The sequence below is a fragment of the Xanthomonas sp. SHU 166 genome (assembly GCF_000364685.1).
Classification (GTDB): Bacteria; Pseudomonadota; Gammaproteobacteria; order Xanthomonadales; family Xanthomonadaceae; genus Xanthomonas_A; species Xanthomonas_A sontii.
The window spans coordinates 1-17,539 of record NZ_AQOJ01000533.1; the positions used below are offsets into that span (position 1 = coordinate 1).

Sequence of the window (17,539 nt, forward strand, 5' to 3'; positions counted from 1 at the left end):
GGTGGCGGCGGCGGCGGGCAGGATTACGCGCCGCGCCGGCAGCAGCCGGCCCCGCAGCAGTCCGCACCGATGGACGACTTCGCGGACGACGATATTCCGTTCTGATTTTTCGTCGTTCCTGCGATGCAAACAAACCCCGGTAAGCCATTGTGCTTGCCGGGGTTTTTTCTGTTTTGGCGAGGTGTTGTCCTTTCTAGCGCGAGGTTGTCCGGTCCTGCAACGCAGGCGATATGAAGCCAGACGGTATCGGTCGACTGGAGTGGTCACACGTACCGTGCTTTTCACCGCTGGCGATTGGGGCCGGAGCGTGCGTGCAAGCGGCGAGTGCCCCGCTGTTCTTGCCTTCAAAACTGGGTCGGTCGCCAAGCGTCGCGTCGTGCCCAGTCGCCTCGGCAACGCCTTGGCGCGGCTTTCGTGCCGAGTCCATGCTATCGCTCAACGCCGGCCGACCCGGCTGCAACGGGGAAGGTGTCGTAGAAAAGCACATTGGCGTCGCTCGCCGCGACACCACGATCCTCACCACATGAATGCGCATGGCAACGCGGCGGAGGTGTCCTGAAGCTCCAGGTCCGACCTCCCATCCCCGCCGCCTTGCAGGCGATTTAGCGCCTTAGTCCCAGGGAGGAACCACAGGTCCGTCGGTATCTCGCCATGCGTCGCCTGCTCGAGCAGGTTCACCAAATACCCGTTTGTTTGTCGCTCTACGTCTCGCTGCACAACTCCGTACGTCACCCGAGAATCCATCACCGTCATGACGGCTGACGGCACAGGCGTTGTGCCCTGCAGCATGTGTTTTCGTGCAGTGCGTCTTGCAAAAGCGCGATTCACTCCTCTATGGTTCAATCGATTGAATCGCGGCGATTCGTCAGCGTTTGAGACCGGTTGGGAGGCCGGAAGGTGGATGTCTATCCATTCGATCGGACCGGCGCCGGCCTCGGGCTTCACGAGGCGCGACGCGCTGCGCATGGCGGTCGCCGGGAGCCTTGGGCTTGGTGCGATGGGCATGCTGCCAGCGCTTGCGGCGGCCACGCCGCTCAAGGGCAACCTGAAGCAGTCCGTCGCCCGCTGGACGTTTCCGCAGCTGTCGACCGCACAGCTTTGCCAGGTGGTGAAGGGCCTGGGGTTCGCCGCCATCGATCTAGTGGGCCCGGCGGATTGGCCCACGCTGAAGGCGCATGGCGTGTACAGCGCGATGTGCAATGGCGCGGAACTCGGCCTGGACAAGGGCTTCGCCGGCAGCCAGTTCCACGATGAGCTGGTCGCGCGCTACACGCGGCACATCGATCTGGTGGCCGATGCCGGCTATCGCAACCTCATCTGTTTTTCCGGCAACCGGAATGGCATGGATCCCCAGGAGGGCATGGCCCACGCCGAAGTCGGGCTCAAGCGCATCCTCGGCCATGCCGAGAAACGCGATGTCGTGCTGGTGATGGAGCTGCTGAACTCCAAGGTCGATCATCACGACTATCTGTGCGACCACTCCGCCTGGGGCGTGGAGCTGTGCCAGCGGATCGGCTCGGACCATTTCGGCCTGCTGTACGACATCTACCACATGCAGATCATGGAGGGCGACATCATCGCCACCATCGGCAAGCATCACGCGTGCTTCAAGCATTACCACACCGCCGGCGTCCCGGGCCGGCACGAGATCGGGGACGATCAGGAGCTCCACTATCCCGCCATCTGTCGCGCGATCCGCGATACCGGTTTCGATGGCTATCTGGCGCAGGAATTCGTTCCTACCGCGCCGGATCCCGTCGGCTCGCTGCGCGAGGCGATCCGCCTCTGCGATGTCTGAAACGCTATCCACCGAGGTGAAGTAGAACCCATGGCAGACAATCATTACGACGCCATCGTCGTTGGCTCGGGCATCAGTGGCGGTTGGGCGGCGAAGGAGCTGACCGAGAAGGGACTCAAGGTCCTGATGCTGGAACGCGGACGCAACATCGAGCACGTCAAGGACTACGTCAACGCGATGAAGGAGGCGTGGGATTTCCCGCACCGCAACCGCCCGACCCAGGCGATGAAGGCCGATTATCCGGTGCTGATGCGCGACTACGCCCTGGTCGAGAACCTGCAGGGAATGTGGGCCAACGAAAAGGAATCGCCCTACACCGAGATCAAGCGATTCGACTGGTTCCGCGGCTATCACGTGGGCGGCCGCTCGCTGATGTGGGGACGGCAGAGTTATCGCCTGTCGGACCTGGATTTCGAGGCGAACCTGAAGGACGGTATCGCCACCGATTGGCCGATCCGTTACGCCGACCTCGCACCCTGGTACGACCACGTGGAGAAGTTCGCCGGCATCGCCGGCACGCGCGAGGGACTGGACGTGTTGCCGGACGGCGAGTTCCTGCCGCCGATCCCGTTGAACATCGTCGAGAAGGACGTCGCGGCGCGGATCAAGAAGGCCTTTGGCGGCACCCGGCACCTGATCCACTCGCGTACCGCCAACATCACCCAGCCCAAGGTCGAGCAGGGCCGCGTCAACTGCCAGTATCGCAACAAGTGCATCCTGGGCTGTCCCTTCGGCGCCTATTTCTCGACCCAGGCGGCCACGCTGCCGGCGGCCATGAAGACGGGCAACCTGACCCTGCGGCCGTTCTCGATCGTCAAGGAGGTGCTCTACGACAAGGATCGCAAGCGTGCGCGCGGCGTGGAGATCATCGACGCCGAGAGCGGACAGACCTACCAGTACACGGCCAATGTCATCTTCCTCAATGCGTCCTCGTTCAATTCGACCTGGCTGCTGATGAACTCGGCCACCGATGTATGGGACGGCGGCCTGGGGTCGTCGTCGGGCGAGCTCGGGCACAACGTGATGGACCATCATTTCGGCGCCGGTGCCTCCGGCCGGGTCGAGGGCTACGAGGACAAGTACTACTTCGGCCGCCGTCCCTGCGGCTTCTACATCCCCCGGTTCCGCAATGTCGCCATGGACAAGCGCGGTTACCTGCGCGGCTTCGGCTACCAGGGCGGTGCGAGCCGCACCGGCTGGTCGCGCGAGATCGCCGAGCTGAACATCGGCGCCGACCTGAAGGAGGCGCTGACCGTGCCAGGCGACTGGAGCATCGGCATGACCGGATTCGGCGAAATGCTGCCGCACCACGACAACACGATTCGCCTGGATCCGCAGCGCAAGGACAAATGGGGGCTGCCGGTGCTGGCGATGGACGTTGCCATGCGCGAGAACGAAAAGGCCATGCGCAAGGACATGGCCGCCGATGCCGCCGAGATGCTGGAGGCGGCCGGCGTCAAGGACGTGAAGATGCACGATGGCGACTACGCGCCGGGCAAGGGCATCCATGAGATGGGCACCGCGCGCATGGGCCGGGATCGCAAGAACTCCGTGCTGAACCAGTACAACCAGGTGTGGGACGCACCGAACGTCTACGTGACCGATGGCGCCTGCATGACCTCCAGCGGCTGCGTGAATCCTTCGCTGACCTACATGGCGCTGACCGCACGTGCCGCCGATCATGCCTTGCGCGAACTGAAAGCGGGGAACCTGTGATGGAACGTCGCGAACTGCTGAAGATGATCTTCGCCGCCACGGGCGCGGCGATGGTCGGCCTGCCCGCGCTCGCCCCGGCACAGGCGTCGGCCGCGGGGACGAAGGTGCTGTTCTCCGCCGCCGAGATCGGCACGCTGGACGAGATCGCCGAGACCATCCTGCCGCGGACCAAGACGCCGGGGGCGAAGGACGCCGGGGCAGGCGCGTTCATGGCGAAATTCGTCACCGACTGCTACACCCCGCGGCAGCAGGCGACGTTCCGCGCCGGCCTGGCCGAGATCGACAAACGTGCCGGCGGTCGATTCGTGTCGCTCGCCCCGCAGGCGCGCGCCGAACTGCTGCGCGCCCTGGATGCGGAGGCCAGGGCACAGGCCGTCGACGTGACCGACACCGGCACCGCCGACGCGGCGGACGCGATGCCGCATCCCTTCACGATGATCAAGCAGCTGACCATCTTCGGCTTCTTCACCTCCGAGGTCGGCGCGACCGAAGTGCTGCGCTACGTCGCCGTGCCGGGCCGCTATGAAGACATCACCTACGTTCCCGGTACGCCCGCCTGGGCCACCGGCTGATGGAGCGCCACGCTTCGCCCTTCCTCCTTTTCCTGGAAACACGATGACCAGATCCCTGCTGATGGCGGCCTGCCTGCTGGCCGTGGCGCCTGCGGTCGCGCAGGCCGACGGCGACCCCGCACACGATCCTGCCAAGACCGAAGTGTGGAAGCCCATGCCCGCGACCGTGGCCACGCCCCCGGGCGGCGCGCCCTCCGACGCGATCGTGCTGTTCGATGGCAAGGATCTGTCGGCCTGGGAGTCGGAGCAGGGCGGACGCGTGCCCTGGAGCGTCGCCGACGGCGCAATGACCGTGGTGCCGGGCAGCAAGGGCATCCGCACCAAGCAGCGCTTCTGCGACATCCAGTTGCATGTCGAGTGGCGCACGCCCACCGCGACGCGCGGATTCGACGGCCAGCAGCGCGGGAACAGCGGCATCTTCCTGCAGGAACTGTATGAGTTGCAGGTGCTCGACAGCTACGACAATCCGACCTATGCCAATGGCCAGGCCGGTGCGATCTACAAGCAGGCCATTCCGCTGGTGAACGCCTCGCGTGCGCCGGGCCAGTGGCAGGTGTACGACATCATCTGGACGGCGCCGCGTTTCTCGCAGGGCGGCGGGCTCACGTCACCCGCCCGCATCACCGTCCTGCACAACGGCGTGCTGGTGCAGAACGACACCGTGCTGGCGGGCAAGACCGAATACATCGGCGCGCCGTCGTATGCGCCGCATGGATGCGCGCCGATCTTCCTGCAGGAGCACGATTCCAAGGTCAGCTACCGCAACATCTGGGTGCGCGAGCTGTAGCGCCGGCGCGCAGTCGGCGCCGATCGCCTGGGGCGTGTCGGCGATCCCGGGTATGCCGCGCCCAACGCGGCATACTCGGGAATGGAGGGCGCGCCCTACTGCGCCAGGAAGCTGGCGAGGTCGTCGACCTCCTGTTGCGACAGCTGCGAAAACGGCGGCATCAGCCCGCCGCCGTTGCGGATCTTCTCCTTGATCTGCGCGGGCTGCAGGCGCTTGCCCACGTCGGTCAGCGCGGGGAAGGTGGGCGGGACGCCCGCGCGATTCGCGCCATGGCAGGCCGTGCAATGGTTCGCGTAGAGCTGCGCGCCGGCCGCCGGGTCGTCCTTGGACCAGGCCTTGGGCGCAAGCGTCGCCCCCAGCAGCACCACGGCCATCGTCGTGATCGTTTTCAAGCGGAACTCCTTTGCGTGCTAGCGCTGTGTGCTGGCGGGCAGATGTTCGCGCAGGTACTCCGCACTGGTCCGGACGACGCTGGCCGGGTCGCGCGGCTGGTCGTGCTCGATGATGTACCACTGCACGCCGCTCGCCGCCGCGGCAGGCAGGATCGCGTTCCAGTTCAGCACGCCCCTGCCGACCGCGGCGAAGCCGCCTTCGTCTTGGGCCTGGCCTTTCGGTGCGTTGTCCTTGGCGTGGACCGCGAACATGCGGCCCTTGAACTTGCCCAGCATCGTCGCCGGGTCGTAACCCGCGCGCGCGACCCACGCCAGGTCCAGCTCGGTCTTGAGATCGGGGCCGGCCGCGGCGAACAGCAGTTCCAGGCCGGTCTTGCCATCGAAATCGACCAGCTCGAAATCGTGGTTGTGATAGGCCAGGCGCATGCCCTTGGCGCGTGCCCGCGTCGCGAGCTGGCCCAGCTCCTTGCCCAGTGCGGTCCAGCCTGCGGCATCGGTGGGCCGCTCCTTCTGGTCCAGGTAAGGCACCACCAGCGTCGTGTTGCCGATCGAGCGGTTGAAGGCCACCGCACCGTCCAGGTCCTTGCGCAGGTCGGCCAACTGCACGTGCGAGGAGATCGCCTTGATCGAATACTTGTCCAGCAATTGCTTGAGTTCCACCGCGCTCATGTTCTGCGTGCCGACCGTTTCCACCGCACCCACGCCGGCGTCGTGGACGATCTTCAACTGTTGGTCGAGCGTGCCGGCGTTGCGCAGCGTGTACATCTGCACGGCGATGGGGGCCTGCGCGCTGGTGGTGTCGTGTGCGAAGGCGGGCAGGGCCACGAGGAGCAGCAGTGCGAGGGTTGCGGTTCTGCGTGTCGCTGTGTTCATCAGGAAGTCCTCCCGGGAGTCAGTCGATGGATGTCCAGCCGCGTGTCCTGGCCGATGTGATGACGCGATCGACGATCAGCGCCGAGCGCAGCCCGTCGTCGAAGGTGGGCAGGCCGTCCGGCCGCTCGCCGTCGATGGCGCGGTAGGTGTCGGCGACGAACGCCTCGAAGCAATCGCCGTAGCCCTGCGCGTGCCCGGCCGGCAGCGTCGCCAGCCGGCGTTGTTCGGCGCTGCCGGCACCCGGTCCGCGCACGAAGACTTCCTCGCGCTGGTCGGGCCGGCCGATCCACAGGCGTTCGGCGTCCTCCTGGTCGAACGCCACGCTGGCCTGGGCGCCATCGATCTCGAACCAGAGGCGGTTGCGGCGCCCCGCCGAGACCTGGCTGACCGTCAACGAGGCCAGCGTGCCCGCGCCGGTTCGGAGCATCGCCATGGCCACGTCCTCGCTGGAGACCGCCTGCATAGCGCCGCCCGCCGCCGGCGTTGTGAAGCTCTGCCCGGTATTGGTGCCGCGTTCGGCGATCACCGTCGCGAACGCCGCGCTGACCTCGGCGAAGCGCTCGCCGCTCACCCATTCCACCAGGTCGCACCAGTGCGAGCCGATGTCGGCGAACACGCGCGACGTGCCGCCCAGCGACGGGTCCACACGCCAGTTGTTGCTGGCCGGGTCCAGCAGCCAGTCCTGCAGGTAGCTGCCGTGGATCAGGCGCAGCGGCCCCAGTTCGCCCTGGGCGATGCGCGCGCGCGCCTCGCGGACCACCGGATGGTAGCGGTAGACGAAGGGCACCGTGGCGACCAGCCCGGTCGCGCGGGCTAGGGCCGCCAGCGCCCGCGCATCCTCCAGCGTGGTGGCCAGCGGCTTCTCGCAGATCACGTGCTTGCCGGCGTCCAGCGCCGCCTGCGCCATGGCGCGGTGCAGATGGTTGGGCGTGCAGACGTGCACGACCTGCACCTGCGGATCGGCGACCACCTCCTCGATATCGCGATACGCATGCGGGACATCCCACGATTGCGCCACCTCGCGTGCGCGCTGCGGGGACGAGGCGGCGACGCCACGGACCGAGGCACCGGCCAGCAGCGCCGCGCGGCGGTGTACGGCGCCGATCATGCCGGTGCCGACGATGGCGATTCCAAGCTTGGGCATCGGGGGAATCCTCAAGGCGCGGAGGGTGCGGCCGCGACGGCGGGCCGGTCGCGGAACAGCAGCAGGAAGGCGATCAGCACGAGCAGCGCGACGCCGGCCGGGAACAGCCAGATCCGCTGCCAGTCCGGGCCTGTAGCGGTGGTGTAGTGCTCCACCACCGCGCCGGACAGGAAGGTCCCGATCAGCATGCCCACGCCGTACGTGGCCAGGGTGATGAAGCCCTGCGCGCTGCTGCGCGCGGCGGGCCCGGCATGCGCATCGGTGTAGATCTGGCCGGTGACGAAGAAGAAGTCGTAGCAGATGCCGTGCAGCACGATGCCGATCACCAGCAGGGAGAAGCCGCCGCCCGCATCGCCGAAAGCGAACATCGCATAGCGCACCACCCACGCCGCCATGCCCACCGCCAGCATGGTCTTGACCCCCAGCCGCACGAACAGGAACGGCATGGCCAGCATCAGCAGGACTTCGGACACCTGGCCCAGCGACTGCAGGCCGGCCGCGCCGCGCACGCCCAGATCGTTGAGGTAGGGGTTGGTGAAGTTGTAGTAGAACGCCAGCGGGATGCAGATGGCGATGGACGCCAGGAAGAACACCAGATAGGAGCGCGACTTCAGCAGCCGCAGCGCGTCCAGCCCCAGGATCTGCCCCAGCCCGGCGTCGCGCTGCTGCGCCAGCGGCGGCGTGTGCGGCAGGGTGAAGGCATACAGGCCCAAGGCCAGCGAGGCCAGCGCCGCCATCCGGAACGTCAGCTCGAGCCGATGCGCCTGTTCCCAGCCCAGCCAGCCGATCAGCACGCCGGCCACGATCCAGCCGACGCTGCCGGCTACGCGCACCGGCGGGAACTGCTTTTCCGGCGCTTGCATGTGCCGCATCGCCACGCTGTTGGCCAGTGCCAGCGTCGGCATGAACAGCAGCATGTAGCCCATGACGCAGGCGAAGAACACGCCGAAGCTCGTCGCCGTGGATGCCAGCCACATGAGTACCGCACCGGCGAGATGCAGCACTCCCAGGATGCGCTGCGCCGCGAAGTAGCGATCGGCGATCAGGCCGACCAGGAACGGCGCGACGATGGCGCCGATGGACTGGCTGAGGAACGCCGTCGCCACCTGGCTCGCGCTGGCGTGCAGCGGCCCCTGCACCAAGTAGGTTCCCAGGGTCACGAACCAGGCGCCCCAGATGAAGAACTGCAGAAACATCATCGCGCCCAAGCGCGACATGGTGTGCGTCATGGCGTCCCCTCCCAGGGCGGTAATGACTCAGGTTCCCAGCATGCGGCGCAGCGATGCCGGATCGGCGCCGCTATCGGCGAAATCGTCGAAGGCGCGTTCGGTCACGCGGATGATGTGGTCGCGAATGAACGCGGCCCCCTCGCGTGCTCCATCTTCCGGATGCTTCAGGCAGCACTCCCACTCCAGCACCGCCCAGCCCGGGAAATCGTATTGCGCGAACTTGGAGAAGATGGCCTTGAAGTCGACCTGGCCGTCCCCGAGCGAGCGGAACCGCCCCGGACGATCGATCCAGTCCTGGTAGCCGCCATAGACGCCGCTGCGCGCGCTGGCGCGATACTCCGCGTCCTTGACGTGGAAGATGCCGATGCGCGCGTGGTAGCGATCGATGAAACCCAGGTAGTCCATCTGCTGCAGCAGCAGGTGGCTGGGGTCGTACAGGATCTTGGCGCGGGGGTGCTGGTCGACCACGTCGAGGAAGCGCTCGAAGGTGGCGCCGTCGTGCAGGTCCTCGCCCGGGTGGATCTCGAAGCACAGGTCCACGCCGCAGGCGTCGAAGGCATCCAGGATCGGACGCCAGCGCCGGCCGAGCTCGGCGAAGGCTTCTTCCACCAGTCCGGGCGGGCGTTGCGGCCAGGGATAGAAGTAGGGCCAGGCCAGCGCGCCGGAAAATGTGGCATGCGCCGTCAGCCCCAGGCGCTGGCTGGCCTTGGCGGCCAGTTGCAGCTGCTCCACCGCCCAGGCCTGGCGGGCGGCGGGGTTGCCGCGCTTGTCCGGCGGTGCGAAGCCGTCGAACAGGCCGTCGTAGGCGGGGTGGACGGCGACCAGCTGTCCCTGCAAGTGGGTGGACAACTCGGTGATCTGCAGGCCATGCCCGGCCAGCATGCCGGCGAGGTCGTCGCAGTACGCCTGGCTGTGCGCGGCCTGGGCCAGATCGAACAGGTGGGGCGCGCTGGTCGGGACTTGTAGGCCAGAATAGCCCAGGCCCGCGGCCCATTCGGCCAGCGTGTCCAAGCGATTGAAGGGAGGTGTGTCGGCGATGAACTGTGCCAGGAACAGCGCTGGACCCTTGAGCGTCTTCAACGTGATTCGACCTCATGCAATCGATTGAATCATCCTAGCATGGGCCTCCCGCAAGACCCGTTGTGCACTGCACAGCAGAGACAAGAGTTCAGTTCATGGCGACAACCATCTACGACATCGCAAAGCACGTCGGCGTCACCGCGGGCACGGTGTCGCGGGCGCTTTCCCGGCCGGAAAAAGTCCTGCCCGCCACGCGCGCGCGCATCGAGCAGGCCGCCGCCGCGCTGGGCTATGTGCCCAACACGGTGGCCAGGACGCTCAAGACCCAGCGCAGCGGCAAGCTCCTGGTCACCGTCCCGGACATCGCCAATCCCTTCTTCGCCCAGATCCTGCAGGGCGCGGAAGACGCCGCACAGGCCGTCGGCTACGCCGTGCTGCTGGGCGATACCCAGCACCAGCCCGACCGCGAAGAGCGCTACGCGCAGATGCTCCCACGCAACGAGGCGGACGGCCTGATCGTGCTGGGGCACCGCTTGCCGCCGACGGCGCGTGAGATCGTCAAGCAGCAGGGCGGCGCCGCGCCGGTGGTCAACGGCTGCGAGTTCGACCCGGCGCTGGGGATTCCCAGCGTCCACATCGACAACGCGGCCGCCGCGCGCGCCGTGATGGAACACCTGTATGGACTGGGGCACGTGCGGATCGCCGTGGTGGGCGGTCCGCCCGACAATCCCTTGCATCAGCAGCGACTGGAAGGAGTTCGCGCCTGCGCCAAGGCGCGCGGTCGCTTGCGCAACCTGACCGTCGTGCCGGGCGACTTCTCCGTCGAATCCGGCCATGCGGCGGCGATGACGCTGTTGGGTCGTACACCCGCGCCGACCGCGATCTTCTGCTTCAGCGATCAGATGGCACTGGGCGCCCTGGCGGCCTGCCGGGACCTGGGAATCCGCGTGCCGGACGACCTGTCCATCGTCGGCTTCGACGACCTGGCCTCGTCCAGTTACCTCACGCCGCCATTGACGACCATCAGGCAGCCGATGCGGGAGATCGGTGTCCGCGCGGTCAACCTGCTGCTTGCCATCATCGAACGGGTGGACGTGCCGCTGCAGCAGACGCTGGACTTCAGCTTGATGGTGCGCGGGTCGACCGGCACGCCGAGACAGTAGATGACGTCAGGGCGGCGGCGATGCGCCTGACCGGTGCGCGCCGCCGTTTTCGCGGCTGGTGACGGGCGTGCGGCCTCCGGGCAGCGCGCTTTTTCAGTTTCCAGCCCCGTCGTCGCCTGAGGTCGGCGCCCAGCTTCCGGTACGCCATCGGACAAGCGCCTGGATTAGACTTCACGCATACGTCACGCCAACAGGAACAGGGGAACAGGGAATGAAGAGGGGACTGCACGCAGTCGCGTTGTTGTGTCTGCTGGGAGCGGGGAATGCATGGGCGCAGGTGGATCTGGCGCCGTATCTGGTCAAGGAGCAGGTCGAAACGCTGAAGTTGTCGCCGACCGGCGAGTACTACGCGGCGACGGTGCCGCTGGAGGATCGGACCGCGCTGGCGATCATGCGCCGTTCCGACAACAAGATCGTCGGCAGCTTCTCGATGGAGAAGAACACCCACGTCTCCGATTTCGTGTGGGTCAACGACACGCGCGTGCTGTTCAACATGGTCCAGAAGATCGGGCAGCGGGACCAGCCATGGGGGACTGGGGAACTGTTCGCGATCAACGCCGATGGTGGCGCGGCGGAGCTGTTGGTGGGCCAGCGCGTGACCGGCAACGGGCCGGGGACGCTGATCCAGACCAAGAAGGTGGAGAAGGTTGCCGCGTATTTCGTTGGTTCGCTGCCCGGCGACGACCGCAACGTCATCATCCAGGCGCAGCCGTTCAGCACCAGCCAGGATCCTTACAGCCGCACCGAAATCATGGACGTCTATAGCGGCCGCCGGCGGTTGCTGACCGGTTCGCCCAAGGTGCGCGGCGCCGATTTCTACAGCGATGAGCAAGGTAAGGTGCGCTTCGCCTTGGGCGCGGATGCCGACAATGCCAAGAAGCTGTTCTATCGCGATGCGCAGGGCAGCGACTGGAAGCTGATCAATGACGAAAACGTCAGCCATCACGTGGAGACGCCGATCGGTTTTTCCGAAGACGGGCATGTCGCGTATCTGCAGGTACAGCAGGCGAAGGGGAGTGACGTCATCGAGTCGTGGAATACCGACAGCGGCGAGCGCAAGGTGGTGGCGCGCGATGTGCTGGCCGATCCCTATCGGATCATGTATCGCCATGGCACCCATGTCCCGGTCGGGATCGAAGTGCTGGGCGACAAGCCGCGGAGCCTGTTTTTCGATGACGCCTCGCCCGAAGCCAAGACCCAGCGCTCGCTGGAAGCGGCCTTCCCTGGGCAGGCAGTCTATGTCACCTCCAGCACGCGCGACGGCCGGCTCAACCTGGTCAACGTGCAGTCCGGTCGCAATCCGGGCGAGTTCTACCTGTTCGACACCGTCGCCAAGAAGGCCGATTTCGTGTTCGCACGCCGTGCGGCACTGCAGCCGCCGAAGCTGGCCGAGGTGCGGCCGGTCGCGTTGCAGGCGCGAGATGGCCTGCCACTGCATGGGTTCGTGACCCTGCCGGCGGCGGCCAAGTCCGGCAAGGTGCCGATGGTGGTGATGCCGCATGGCGGACCGTTCGGGATCTTCGACAACGGCATGTTCGATGAGGATGCGCAGATCCTGGCCAGCGCCGGTTACGCGGTGCTGCAGGTCAATTATCGGGGTTCCGGCAATTACGGGCGCGCTTTCCAGCAGGCCGGCGCAGGCCAATGGGGCGGCAAGATGCAGGACGACGTCACCGATGCCACCCGCTGGGCGATCGACCAAGGTATCGCGGACCCGCAGCGCATCTGCATGTACGGCGCCAGCTACGGCGCCTATGCGTCGTTGATGGGCGTGGCCAAGGAGCCGACGCTGTATCGCTGCGCGGCCGGCTATGTCGGTGTCTACGACCTGCCGATGATGTATGTCAGGGGCGATGCCCAGCTGCGCGATGCCAGCCAGAATTTCTTGCGCGAATGGATGGGGACGGGCGATGGATTGGCCGCGATTTCGCCGGTCAATCTGGCCGACAAGATCAAGGTGCCCGTGTTCTTGGCGGCGGGTGGCGAGGACGAGCGTGCGCCCATCCAGCATTCCAAGAAGATGGAAGCGGCGTTGAAGAAGGCAGGGGTGCAGGTGGAAACGCTGTACGTCCCGACCGAGGGCCATGGCTTCTACACCGAGGCGCATCGTCGCGAGTTCTACACCCGGCTGCTGGCGTTCCTGAGCAAGTCGCTGGGCGGTGCGCAGGCGGCGCCGGCGGCAGCGAAGCCGTAAGGGGCTGTCGCCTGACACTCCGGCCGAGGCGCCAGGCGCCACTGCTGTGCGGTATCAGTGCGGTCCGGTACTTCCGGACCGCACTGACGCTGGTTGGACTCGATAGCTCAGCGTGAGCGACTGGCACTGGCACTTCGAGTTCATACCGAATTGGTCACCTGCTTCCATGGCTGGTCGATCTTGCCGTTCAGCCGGAATGGGTAGAGGCGGTGCGCATACTTGACCGCCGCCTCGATGACGTCGAGGTCTCGCCGCCCTGGCTTCGCCTGCTGCATGGGATTGTCAGGCAAACTGCCGAACGAAACGTTCCAGCCAAAGGAACGAGATCAACGGTGCCGTCAGCGGGCGGGCGCGCGTCGCCACCAACTCGTCCAGCAGTTGGAGGACGGCGTCTCGGTTGACCAGGCCCAAGTCGGCAAGGGCGCATTCGCTCAGCTGCACGGCGATCGTCTTGGCGTGATGTGCGATCAACTCAGGCAGGACATGGGCGAACGTTTCCTTGCAATAATCTCGCGAAAATAGGTCGCCTACGTTGGCCCGTAAATAGCGCCACATCGTTTCTCGATCTTTACGGCACTCGAGGGGGAGGCCCCGACAGAAAGCCACCAGATGTGGATCGCTTAAGGGATTGACAGGCCAGAGGCCTCGCCGAAGCAGATGGGGAGCCTGGCACGCGTTCGACGCCAATACGGATGCAGACAACAGACCGGTGGGAGCATCAAATCCACTGATCGAACGCGATGCAGTGAGCGCTCGGGGCGTCAACAACAGGTTCGCGCGACGTTTGGCTTCTGCAGCCACCCCGCTGCCGGGACCTGCGCTGGGATGTTCCTCGTTCCGGTACATTGGGAACAGCTGGTCTCCGCCAATACCGGTGAAAAGCCATTCGCTTTCCTGTGCTTGAGCGCAGTCCCACAAATGTTCGAACGCTTCGAGATAGAACTCGACAAGGGGATAGTCCGGTCGAGCCGCGCTCGGTTGCAGATCGAGCGTTGGTGGGAATGAAACGATAGGGATGCTCGTGTCGCGAAGGCCGAGCTTTTCAACAAGCATGCGACGGCGTTGTGCCTGGTTTTGACTGTCTCCCTCGTCGAGCAAGATTCCAAAGCTCAAGATGTTGTCATGCGATCGCGTCAGAGCGCATGCAACGGTCGCCGAATCCATGCCCCCACTCAACTCCGTGGCCACCCGCTTCGACGCGGGACGAATCGAAATGGCACGATGCAACAACTGCTCGAATCGCTCTACGCCGTAGTCGATCAGTGCTTCTTGGGAAGGCGGTCCGATTTCAGCAGGCGAAGGATAGACGTAACGCGTCTTGGCCGGCTCGGCGTAAAGCGTGGCGCGTTCTGTCAGCATTACGACACCCGAACACAACTGTCTGGCGGAGTAGTCCGCGTTAAGTGCGAGACGCCGACTGGCCATCTCCAGGTCGATGGTGGTGGGTCGGGAAAAAAAGTCGGCCAGATCGTAGGAGATTTCTACTGCGTCATCGGTGACCCGGCAATAGACCGGCGCCGATGCGAGAAGGCCCGCGCGCAATTTCAGTCGGGATCCGGCCTGGGCCACTTCGATCATGAGATAATCAAGCGGCCATAGCAGAGCCTCTTTGTATAGCCGGTTGAATTGATCGGCATCGACCAGCACGCCCGTATCGTCTTTTTTCCATTCGACGTCCGTGCAGCGCTCGCGTACCGTCGCGAACCACTGTCCCTGCGTGCGAACCACGACGGTTTCCAGCGCAGGGTGACGGTAGGGCGCGATCTGGCTGTTCCCGAGACACAGGATACTGTCCTGCCACACCGGGGAATACTCGAGGTCGGAAAAAGCGATGTTGGCCTTGATCATGGCGACTCGGCTGCCTGCGATCGGCGTCGTGTGGTTATCGCGCTTTCGAACAGAAGAACGCCGCCTGATGGCGGCGTTCTTTATCGCGATATCTTGATGGAATTGCCGTCGTTTCAACCACCCGGTTGCGTGGAGTACCCGCGAGAATCCTCGCCAAGATAAGGCTTCATCTCGCAGACGCCAGGCGCCGCGATAGTTTGCATGGGCGCGTCGAGCTGGATAGCAAAAGGATTGGATAGAGAATCTTGTTTCTCAAGCTTGCCATCTTGGATTTTCATCACAAAGCTCCTTTTCTAGATGTCGTCATGCGGCGACGAGCAGAAGCTAGCACCGCGCCTGTAGCAAGACAAGATCTTTAAGATTTCAATAGTTTCATATGGAATATATTGGGTTGAGAGGTTCAAATGCCGATCTGCGTTGCCCATGCACCACTAATGCGCATTGAGGCGATGCTTGGGGGCTGTGTGCCGGTGGGGAGGATGCCCCGGCGGGGGGGCATGGATTCCATGCCGAAGCGCATCGCTGGGCGTTCTACACTCGCGCGCTGGAACTGCTGAGTGCTCGCTGTGCAGCACGTAGGCGGTGCCGGCATCGGTCAAACCATGAGCGCTTGCGCCTGACCATGTGCGCTCCAGACGGCCGCATCGCTGTTGCGCTGGCTCTGGTTGGATCTGTGGCGCAGCACGACTAGCAGGACTTATCGCCGAGGTCGTCCTTGACCATGCGAAATGCGCTGTGTCGATGTGAAACGGTTGCGTCGCCGCTCGGGCGACGCAGCCGCTCAACGCACCCCATGCATCATCCGCCGCAGCAGCGGCGCGGCGAGGAAGGCCAGTACCGCGCAACCCACGCCGATCCACAGCAGCAGCCAGAACAGGTGCGCATACTTGGCCGCGGCGTCGGCGACGTTGAGGGTCTGGCCATCCGGCACCTCGATCGCGGCCAGCTTGCCGAACAGCGCCGCCAGCGCCTCGGAGAACGCCGTGGCCAGGAACCAGGTGCCCATCATCAGGCTGACCACGCGCGGCACCGCGAGTTGGGTCACCGCCGACAGGCCGACCGGCGACAGGCACATTTCGCCGGCCTCCAGCACGAAGTAGGCCAGCACCAACCACCACACGCTGGCCATCTGTCCGGTGGCGCCGACCTGTTGCGCGGCCAGCGCCAGCGGCACGAAGGACAGGCCGGCCAACAACAGTCCCATCGCCGACTTGGCCGGCTTGGACGGCTCGCGTCCGCGCCGTGCCAGCCACGCCCACAGCGCGGCGAACAGCGGCGCCAGCAACACCAGGAACAGCGCGCCCAGATAGGTCAGGGAGCCGGCAGTCTGCGGCAGCACCAGGCAGTCGCGGATCAGGAACAGCAGCATCAACGCGCTGACCGCGACGAACAGCCGCCGCGGCGCCGACGAGCCGGGGCGGCGGTCGGACAGCGAGGCCGCCAGCACGAAGCCTAGCGGCGCCAGCAGCAGCGAAGCGATCGACCAGGGCAGGGGGGTGCCGTCGCGGATCACCAGCGACGGCACGATGTCCTTGGTCATCAGCCGGTCGGTGAAGGTGACCCACGAGCCGTAGGTCTGCTCGTACAGGGTGAAGTACACCAGCGCCATCGCGATCAGCACCATCAGCGCGATCATCTGCTGGCGCTGCACCGGGGTGCACTGGGTGCCGGTGAACCAGGCGAACCACAGCAGCACCGCGCCGAGCACCAGCAGCATCAGCAGCAGTGCCAGGGAGATTTCCCCGCCCAGGCTGAAGGCGCCGTTGGCCGCGGCCCACATCAAAGCGGCCACCGGCAGCACGCCCAGCACGGCGCACAGGTAGATCGCCCATTCGCGCGGCACGCCGAGCACGCGCTCGCGCAGCAGCGACGGCTGCGCCGGTTCGGCGTGGCCGTGCAGGTATTTCTGGCCCCACAGGAACATGCCCAGGCCGAGCAGCATGCCGATGCCGGCCGCGCCGAAGCCGTAGCGCCAGCCGTAGGCCTCGCCCAGGAAGCCGCAGACCAGCGAGGCGAACAGCGCGCCGAGGTTGATGCCAGCGTAGAACAGCGAGAAGCCGGCGTCGCGGCGCGGGTCGTCGGCCGGATACAGCTTGCCGACGATGGTGGAGATGTTGGGCTTGAGGAAGCCCACGCCCATGATGATCAGCGCCAGCGACAGATAGGTCACGCTCAGCGATGCGGTGTCGCGTACCACCTCGCCGTTGATGCGGGTGGCGGCGTGGCCCTCGAAGGCCATGCCGATGTGGCCGAGCACCAGCAGCAGGCCGCCGAACACCACCGCCTTGCGCATGCCCAGCCAGCGGTCGGCGAGCAGCCCGCCGAGCACCGGCACGCAGTACACCAGGCCGCCGTAGGCGCCGAGCAGGTCGAGCCCGGCGTCGTCGCCGAACAGGTGGTACTTGGTCAGGTACAGCAACAGCAGCGCCTTCATGCCGTAGAAGGAGAAGCGCTCCCACATCTCGGTGAAGAAACAGACGTAGACGCCCTTGGGATGGCCGAGGAAATCGTCGCGCGCGTCGCGCAGCGGCAGGGAGGACACGGACACGGCGACTCTCGGCGCAGGAAGGCAGCGGCGGAGTATAGGCGCGCGGGCGCCCGCGCGAATGGCGGCGCGCGGCATGGATGGTTCGGCGGCGGGCGTACCCTCACCCCAACCCCTCTCCCGGTGGGAGAGGGCTAACGCCGTTCCTTCTCCCGTCGGGAGAAGGTGCCCCGCAGGGGCGGATGAGGGTCGGGCAGCGCCTGCATGGCTGGGGCGTGCTGCGTGCGCCGTACCCTCACCCCAACCCCTCTCCCGACG

15 protein-coding genes and 1 pseudogene are annotated in these 17,539 nt (G+C 65.8%); 7 read left to right on the forward strand and 9 right to left on the reverse strand.

The window, feature by feature from the left end; translation table 11 throughout:
• The 5 genes and pseudogenes from D180_RS13680 to D180_RS13705 form a co-directional block, all read left to right on the forward strand.
• Nucleotides 1–105: pseudogene (locus tag D180_RS13680) on the forward strand (single-stranded DNA-binding protein); the annotation flags it as partial.
• A 796-nt stretch (nt 106–901) separates the two neighbouring features.
• Entirely contained in the window at nt 902–1,798 is an 897-nt protein-coding gene (locus D180_RS13690) for a TIM barrel protein (protein WP_081616487.1), read from the forward strand.
• Between the two features lie 30 nt (nt 1,799–1,828).
• Nucleotides 1,829–3,514, forward strand: coding sequence for a GMC family oxidoreductase (locus D180_RS13695; RefSeq protein WP_017913240.1), 1,686 nt, complete (start codon nt 1,829–1,831; stop codon nt 3,512–3,514).
• Nucleotides 3,514–4,086 carry a gluconate 2-dehydrogenase subunit 3 family protein gene (locus D180_RS13700; protein WP_017913241.1) on the forward strand — a complete coding sequence of 191 codons (573 nt, stop codon included), beginning with the start codon at nt 3,514–3,516 and terminating at the stop codon, nt 4,084–4,086. The genes D180_RS13695 and D180_RS13700 overlap by 1 nt, the downstream gene beginning before the upstream one ends.
• Before the next feature lie 43 nt (nt 4,087–4,129).
• Entirely contained in the window at nt 4,130–4,873 is a 744-nt protein-coding gene (locus D180_RS13705) for a DUF1080 domain-containing protein (RefSeq protein WP_017913242.1), read from the forward strand.
• 95 nt (nt 4,874–4,968) lie between these two features.
• Here the strand turns inward: D180_RS13705 and D180_RS13710 are convergent, their stop codons facing one another.
• Genes D180_RS13710 through D180_RS13730 form a run of 5 tightly spaced genes read right to left on the reverse strand, consistent with a single transcriptional unit; the run spans nt 4,969 to nt 9,591 of the window.
• A complete protein-coding gene (locus D180_RS13710; RefSeq protein WP_017913243.1) occupies nt 4,969–5,247 on the reverse strand; it encodes a cytochrome c in 279 nt (92 codons plus the stop codon).
• A 36-nt stretch (nt 5,248–5,283) separates the two neighbouring features.
• A complete protein-coding gene (locus tag D180_RS13715) occupies nt 5,284–6,138 on the reverse strand; it encodes a sugar phosphate isomerase/epimerase (protein WP_017913244.1) in 855 nt (284 codons plus the stop codon).
• Nucleotides 6,139–6,157: 19 nt separating this feature from the next.
• Nucleotides 6,158–7,282, reverse strand: coding sequence for a Gfo/Idh/MocA family oxidoreductase (locus D180_RS13720; protein WP_017913245.1), 1,125 nt, complete (start codon nt 7,280–7,282; stop codon nt 6,158–6,160).
• Nucleotides 7,283–7,293: 11 nt separating this feature from the next.
• The gene (locus D180_RS13725; protein ID WP_017913246.1) at nt 7,294–8,511 is read right to left on the reverse strand and encodes a nucleoside permease; all 1,218 of its coding nucleotides are present in this window, start codon (nt 8,509–8,511) and stop codon (nt 7,294–7,296) included.
• A 27-nt stretch (nt 8,512–8,538) separates the two neighbouring features.
• Complete coding sequence (locus D180_RS13730) at nt 8,539–9,591, reverse strand: sugar phosphate isomerase/epimerase family protein (protein ID WP_017913247.1); 1,053 nt, start codon at nt 9,589–9,591, stop codon at nt 8,539–8,541.
• A 95-nt stretch (nt 9,592–9,686) separates the two neighbouring features.
• Between D180_RS13730 and D180_RS13735 the strand changes: the two genes are divergently transcribed.
• Together D180_RS13735 and D180_RS13740 are read left to right on the forward strand one after the other, a co-directional pair.
• Nucleotides 9,687–10,694 (forward strand): LacI family DNA-binding transcriptional regulator, encoded by a 1,008-nt coding sequence (locus D180_RS13735; protein WP_017913248.1) that lies wholly within the window; start codon nt 9,687–9,689, stop codon nt 10,692–10,694.
• A 430-nt stretch (nt 10,695–11,124) separates the two neighbouring features.
• Nucleotides 11,125–12,888: a S9 family peptidase gene (locus D180_RS13740; RefSeq protein ID WP_232760494.1), complete on the forward strand. Its 1,764-nt coding sequence runs from the start codon at nt 11,125–11,127 to the stop codon at nt 12,886–12,888.
• Nucleotides 12,889–13,028: 140 nt separating this feature from the next.
• Here D180_RS13740 and D180_RS24745 read toward each other — a convergent pair whose 3' ends face one another.
• The 4 genes from D180_RS24745 to D180_RS13750 all read right to left on the reverse strand — a co-directional run bounded on the left by D180_RS24745 (nt 13,029) and on the right by D180_RS13750 (nt 17,278).
• Nucleotides 13,029–13,163, reverse strand: a complete 135-nt coding sequence (locus D180_RS24745) for a hypothetical protein (RefSeq protein ID WP_017909367.1) — start codon at nt 13,161–13,163, stop codon at nt 13,029–13,031.
• Nucleotides 13,164–13,170: 7 nt separating this feature from the next.
• Entirely contained in the window at nt 13,171–14,736 is a 1,566-nt protein-coding gene (locus D180_RS13745; protein ID WP_017913250.1) for an asparagine synthase-related protein, read from the reverse strand.
• A 113-nt stretch (nt 14,737–14,849) separates the two neighbouring features.
• Nucleotides 14,850–15,014, reverse strand: coding sequence for a hypothetical protein (locus D180_RS23965; RefSeq protein WP_157835463.1), 165 nt, complete (start codon nt 15,012–15,014; stop codon nt 14,850–14,852).
• A 503-nt stretch (nt 15,015–15,517) separates the two neighbouring features.
• Complete coding sequence (locus tag D180_RS13750) at nt 15,518–17,278, reverse strand: oligopeptide:H+ symporter (protein ID WP_198526558.1); 1,761 nt, start codon at nt 17,276–17,278, stop codon at nt 15,518–15,520.
• Nucleotides 17,279–17,539 lie beyond the last annotated feature (261 nt).

What these genes read in the sequence shown, in the direction of transcription:
- D180_RS13690 (WP_081616487.1), top strand. Translation starts at nt 902, where the DNA reads ATGTCTATCCATTCGATCGGACCGGCGCCGGCCTCGGGCTTCACGAGG.
- D180_RS13695 (WP_017913240.1), top strand. Translation starts at nt 1,829, where the DNA reads ATGGCAGACAATCATTACGACGCCATCGTCGTTGGCTCGGGCATCAGT.
- D180_RS13700 (WP_017913241.1), top strand. Translation starts at nt 3,514, where the DNA reads ATGGAACGTCGCGAACTGCTGAAGATGATCTTCGCCGCCACGGGCGCG.
- D180_RS13705 (WP_017913242.1), top strand. Translation starts at nt 4,130, where the DNA reads ATGACCAGATCCCTGCTGATGGCGGCCTGCCTGCTGGCCGTGGCGCCT.
- D180_RS13710 (WP_017913243.1), bottom strand. Translation starts at nt 5,247, where the DNA reads ATGGCCGTGGTGCTGCTGGGGGCGACGCTTGCGCCCAAGGCCTGGTCC.
- D180_RS13715 (WP_017913244.1), bottom strand. Translation starts at nt 6,138, where the DNA reads ATGAACACAGCGACACGCAGAACCGCAACCCTCGCACTGCTGCTCCTC.
- D180_RS13720 (WP_017913245.1), bottom strand. Translation starts at nt 7,282, where the DNA reads ATGCCCAAGCTTGGAATCGCCATCGTCGGCACCGGCATGATCGGCGCC.
- D180_RS13725 (WP_017913246.1), bottom strand. Translation starts at nt 8,511, where the DNA reads ATGACGCACACCATGTCGCGCTTGGGCGCGATGATGTTTCTGCAGTTC.
- D180_RS13735 (WP_017913248.1), top strand. Translation starts at nt 9,687, where the DNA reads ATGGCGACAACCATCTACGACATCGCAAAGCACGTCGGCGTCACCGCG.
- D180_RS13740 (WP_232760494.1), top strand. Translation starts at nt 11,125, where the DNA reads ATGGAGAAGAACACCCACGTCTCCGATTTCGTGTGGGTCAACGACACG.
- D180_RS24745 (WP_017909367.1), bottom strand. Translation starts at nt 13,163, where the DNA reads ATGCAGCAGGCGAAGCCAGGGCGGCGAGACCTCGACGTCATCGAGGCG.
- D180_RS13745 (WP_017913250.1), bottom strand. Translation starts at nt 14,736, where the DNA reads ATGATCAAGGCCAACATCGCTTTTTCCGACCTCGAGTATTCCCCGGTG.
- D180_RS23965 (WP_157835463.1), bottom strand. Translation starts at nt 15,014, where the DNA reads ATGAAAATCCAAGATGGCAAGCTTGAGAAACAAGATTCTCTATCCAAT.